This window comes from uncultured Chryseobacterium sp. (genome assembly GCF_913776365.1).
In the GTDB taxonomy this organism is placed as follows: Bacteria; Bacteroidota; Bacteroidia; order Flavobacteriales; family Weeksellaceae; genus Chryseobacterium.
In genome coordinates this window covers 1-5,562 of the sequence record NZ_CAJYMO010000057.1, presented here as the reverse complement: position 1 = coordinate 5,562, position 5,562 = coordinate 1, and the positions used below count along the sequence as shown (strand labels likewise).

Here is a 5,562-nt window from a genome sequence, read left to right as displayed (position 1 = left end):
TTTTTTCCATAAGTTTTGAATTTTTCTTCATACTAAACAAAATAGGTGCTTTTCAACACCTATTTTGCTGCTAATATGAATGTAGAATAAAATTTAATTAGTATCCAGGATTCTGGTATTTTGCTTTAATATCAGCAGAAACTTCCATCGCATTCAACTGTCCTTGAGGAATAGGTCTTAAGTAGTGGAATGACTGGATATTTCTTGTAACCGTCTGTGGAGTATGGTTGCCATAAGAAGATCCTCCAATCTGATAAGTAGCTGCATAATCCCCCCATTTCTGTGTACGCACCAAGTCATACCATCTGTAGAATTCTCCATAATATTCACGGGATCTTTCTGCTAAAATATAATCAATAGTTATACTTGCAGGAGTAGCCGCAGTCATTGCTGCACTGTTGTCTGCAATATAAGTCGTATTTTGAGCATTGTTATATCTCCACTTTCCGGCTCTCGCACGGATCACGTTGATTAAATCTCTCGCTGTCATAGAACCTGATGCTCCTTTTACGGCTGCTTCTGCTGCAATGAAATAGAATTCTGAGAATTTAGCTACATTGAAAGGACGTGTTAAACCTGCATTAGGATATCCTAATCCGTTTGGATCGTCAGTTCTGTAAGTTCCTATTTTCCAAAGTCCCGGGTAAACAATTCTGCTGATTCCGTTTGGTGCAACTATCCAATCTGCTCTTCCTGGTAAAGTCCCAGCTCCGACACCATTTTGTCCTGATCCTGATGGATATGTAGGTGTTTGTGAATCGTCCAACAAAAAACTTAATATAACACCTCCTGGTTGTACTGGAAGATTGTTTGCATTATATAATACGGGTACTGTGGTTAACCCTGTTCCGTTCTTATTCCAATTTCCTCTATAAGCAGTAACAAAAGTTCCATCGTATCTGGAGTCATTAGTTTTATCTGCAAAAGTGTTTTTTATAACGCCTATCGTAGGGCACATACGAACCCAAGGACGTCCTAAAGGCTGAGCAGCCTCACGCTGTACAGAACTAACTATATCCTGTGCTCCCCAAGATGTTGTCTTACTACTTTTAATAGCTGTGTAATTCCAGGTCTGCATCCACGCAGCAAAGTTATCAGGAGCCCAGCCAGAACCAAATCCTACCGGATCGCTTTCGTTGTAATAAGAGCTGGATTGAGTATGGTCTGCATAAAGCATACATTCAGAATTTCTATCTTTAGAACCTTCGTTTACATCATAAAATGTAGGTTGAAGTGCATACTGACCAGGGTTTGTAATTCCTGCCATTGCGATATCATAAGCCTGCTGAAAATACCACTGTGCATTATGTCCGTCCGGATCAGTTCTTGCTGCATCAGGATATGTAGGAATATTATTCGGGTTCTGAAGCCACCAACCATAAGTAAGATAAGCTTTTGCCAAAAATAATCTCGCTACGTTTTTAGTAACTCCTCCTGTAATCCTTGGGTTTGCAGGTAAGTTATCAACTGCTTTTCTTAGATCAGGAAACACAGCCTTCGTATATACTTCAGGTACTGTATTTCTTACAGATGTTGTAACAGGGTTGATGTTGAATTTCAACTCTCCAGAACCCAAATCCAATGGAACACCTCCATACGTCTGAACCAACATGAAATAATCGAATGCTCTAAAGAATCGTGCTTCAGAAATTAAAGATTCCGGAACTGAAAAACCAGGCCCTTTTTCGATGATTCCGTTTGCCGTATTAATATTCGGAAAAGCTGCACTCCAAACCATACTGGTAGGAAAAGTATTGGAATTTACATTTCCATTACCGGACATATCAAGTTCTCTAAAATTTCCGTCAGCACTCTGTGCAAATGTAGATTCATCTGTACCGTTCTGACAGTTACTCATAAAATAACCGTTTCCGTATAATAATCTTAAATGCCTGTATAGTGAAGGTATACTTTGATTGATCCCGTCAGCAGAACTGAAGTAATCAACAGTATAGATTGATCTTGGCTGTTCATCCAGGATTTCGTTACACCCTGTAAATGTTAATGATAAAAAGATTGCTCCTAATACCAACTTTTTGTTTAAATGTATCATGATGCAAAATATTAAAAAGTTAAGTTAAGTCCCATTAAATAATTTCTTGTAGATGGGTTATTGGTACCAATAACCAACTGACGCGGCTGATAGCCGTTAACAGCCTGATTCTGATCTCCTGTAGAGTTTGGTTCTGGATCCATGCCCGAGAACTTGTGATAAGGAGAGAATAATACTACAGGATTTGTAACCGTAAAATAAATTCTTAGACCACTTATTTTCAGATCATCCAATAGATTTTTATTAAAATTATATCCCAGAGTGATGGTTCTCAGCTTCACATACGAAGCATCAAACATAGCTAACGTAGAGGCATATTTAGGGTTGTCTCCACTTAAATGTCGGCCAGGTCGTGGGAAGTATGCATCGGTGTTATCTTCTGTCCAGTAATCTACATCTACGTTATTCCCTCTTCCCGTTAATCTGTTAAGATAACTTGCAGAGCCATATAGTGTACTTACGAGAATTCCTCCGTGTTGAAACGCTCCGACAGTACTTAAATCGAAATTTTTATACGAAAATCTCATATTGAAACCACCCTGATATTTAGGTGCAGTATTGAATACCTGCATATCATCAGGACCAATTGCTCTCATAGGCGTTCCGTCCGGGTTGTATCCTCCTGTATATAAAACCTTAATGGAACCTACTACATCAGCTGCCGTTCCAGGTTCTAAAATACTCTGATAAGGATCTCCTGCCTGCCATAAACCAATATATTTATAATCATATAAAGCATTGATATTGTATCCAACAAACCAAAGGTTATTTAAATCACGTGGCGCTCCTGAAGCAAGTGATAAGATTTTGTTTTGGTTGGTATAAAAGTTTACACCGGCTTCCCATGAGAAACCTTCAGGATTATTAACAATGATACCATTTAATGAAAATTCAAAACCTTTGTTTTCTGTTTCTGCAACGTTTTCAAGAACGTTAGACAAACCTGAAGAAATAGGCAAATTCTTTCTTGTTAAAAGGTCAAAAGTGTGGGTCTTGTAATATTCAGCACTACCTGTAAGCCTGTTATTAAACAATCCGAAATCTATCCCGTAATTTTGTGTTTTAGAATATTCCCAACCCAATGACGCGTTTGGAGCCTGAGATACATATACTCCTGTTGTATTAGTATTTCCGAAATTATATGGTGTTACAGTTAATCTTCCTAATGTGGAATATTCTGGTACTGCCTGATTCGATGTTTGTCCCCAACCTGCTCTCAATTTAAGTAAATTGATCGCTTTTATATTCTGCATAAAAGATTCATTGGTGATATTCCAGCCCAATGATAATGCAGGATAGGTATGCCATTTATTTCCCGGAGCCAATCGTGAAGATCCGTCTGCCCTTAATGTAGCCGTTAACATATACTTATTATCAAAAGTATACATAACTCTACCCATTGCAGATAATAGCCCCCATTGTGCATAGCTTTGATTATTAGGATCTACCGTTATATCGGCTTGAGGAGATTGTCCTAAATTGTAATACTGAAAAAAATCTGCAGGTACATTTCTCGCACTCATGTAAGTGCCGATAGATCTGTTGCCTTCCGCTGAATAAAGACCAACTGCGTTAATTTTATGTTTACCGAAAGTTCGGTCATAGGTTAACAAATTTTCCAAAGCCCAGTGATAAACCTGGCTATTTCCTCTTCCCGCTGATGATGAAGTTGCCGGATTATAGCTGAATACTCCAACACCTGCGTAATTTCCGCTATTTGATGTACGATAATCTAAACCGACATTAAGTCTGTATTTTAAACCGTTAATAGGAAGTGTTACTTCACCATACATGTTATTATATGAAGCGAAAGATTTGGTTTCGTCAACATATTTCTGACCTAATGCTTCAATATTTTGTCTTGAAAAGATCCAGATCTGATCTGCACCTCCCCCTGTGGTCATTGTTCTTTTAGGACTTCCATCTGTATTGTAAGGATTAGCAAGTGGAGAATATCCTAAAATTGCACCTGGATTCAGACCATTAGCTTCAGATTTAGAGTAGTTGGTGTTGGTTGTAAAACCGACACGAAAACGCTTTCCTAATTGCTGATCTACAGCCATTCTTAAAGCAAATCTTTCATAATTTTGTAAAGGTATGATCGCATCCTGTTTGAAATAAGATAAGCCTACATTATAATTACCACCTTCAGTACCTCCGGATACTCCGATATCATGACTGGTGATCATTGCCGGCTTATAGTATAAGCTTTGCCAATCGGTATTTGTAGTTAAACTTTCATCACCATTAGTCTGATACAGTGGTGTCGTAGAAGTTTGGTTACCCGTTGGTGCCGGTGTAGCATAATTACGAAGTTTTGCAAAAGCAGGACCATCCATCATAGGATATTTCGAAAATAAAGTCTGAACTCCATTAAACGTATTATATGTAAATCTGGCTTTCTGTCCTTTTGATCCTCTGTTCGTTGTAACTAATATTACCCCGTTTGCACCTCTAGAACCGTAGATTGCAGTTGCAGAAGCATCTTTTAGAATATCTATACTTTTAATATCACTTGAGCTTATATCTCCTAAAGATCCGACGAATGGAATACCATCAAGTACGATAAGCGGATTATTATCACCTGTTAATGATCGGGTTCCACGAATACGGATCTGCATCGCAGCTCCTGGCTTAGTGGAATTCTGAGAGATATCAACTCCTGCTGCTCTTCCCTGCAAAGCTTGGGTAATGTTGGCTGAAGGTACTTCACGCAATGCATCACCTTTCACTTGTACTACGGACCCCGTTACAGCTTCTTTTCTCTGGGTACCATATCCGATGACAACAACTTCCTCTATCTTTTTCTCCTTCGGCACCGTATCTTTTTTAACCTGAGCATACGCCATGCCGGCAGGTAATAAGGCCATGGCAAAAAAGAGGGCCGCCTTATTGGTTTTTGAAAAATAAAATCGGTTCATAATTATTATTTTTAAATATTAGGGTTGAAATAAAAAGGCTGGTAATAATTATTTTAAAAATCCTTAGTGCTTGCAGCCTTTTCATTTATTTTAGATATACATGTTCACAATAGCTTCAAACAATTCCTGTTTTCCGCTTTTTGGCTGAGGTTCCCCGATTTCATGTGCTATTCTCTGAAGATCCTCTAAGGTAAGAGATCCTTCTTCAAATGCCTTTCCGTGCCCATTGTCAAAAGAAGCATAGCGGTCTGTTCTTAATTTGTTGTAGTCCGAGTTTTCAAGAATATCGGCAGCAGCCAAAAGACCCTTTGCAAATACATCCATTCCTGAAATGTGAGAGATAAATAAATCTTCAGGATCGATAGAGTTTCTTCTGATTTTAGCATCGAAGTTTACCCCTCCTTTTCCTAGACCTCCTGCCGGAAGCAACACCAACCATGCCTGAACCATTTCCAGGTAATCTACCGGGAACTGATCGGTATCCCAACCATTCTGGTAATCTCCTCTGTTCGCGTCGATGCTTCCTAACATTCCTGCATCTACCGCTGCCTGAAGTTCGTGCTCGAAAGTATGGCCTGCCAGTGTAGC

The 5,562-nt window shown here is 38.9% G+C and carries 2 protein-coding genes and 1 pseudogene; all 3 read right to left on the bottom strand.

The features are described from left to right. Positions 1 to 97 precede the first annotated feature (97 nt). Entirely contained in the window at positions 98 to 2,053 is a 1,956-nt protein-coding gene (locus tag QZ735_RS03010; RefSeq protein ID WP_294244015.1) for a RagB/SusD family nutrient uptake outer membrane protein, read from the bottom strand. An 11-nt stretch (positions 2,054 to 2,064) separates the two neighbouring features. Beyond that, on the bottom strand, positions 2,065 to 4,974 hold the full coding sequence (locus QZ735_RS03005) for a SusC/RagA family TonB-linked outer membrane protein (protein WP_294244013.1): 2,910 nt from the start codon (positions 4,972 to 4,974) through the stop codon (positions 2,065 to 2,067). Between the two features lie 90 nt (positions 4,975 to 5,064). Further along, a pseudogene (locus QZ735_RS03000) lies at positions 5,065 to 5,562 on the bottom strand (xylose isomerase); the annotation flags it as partial.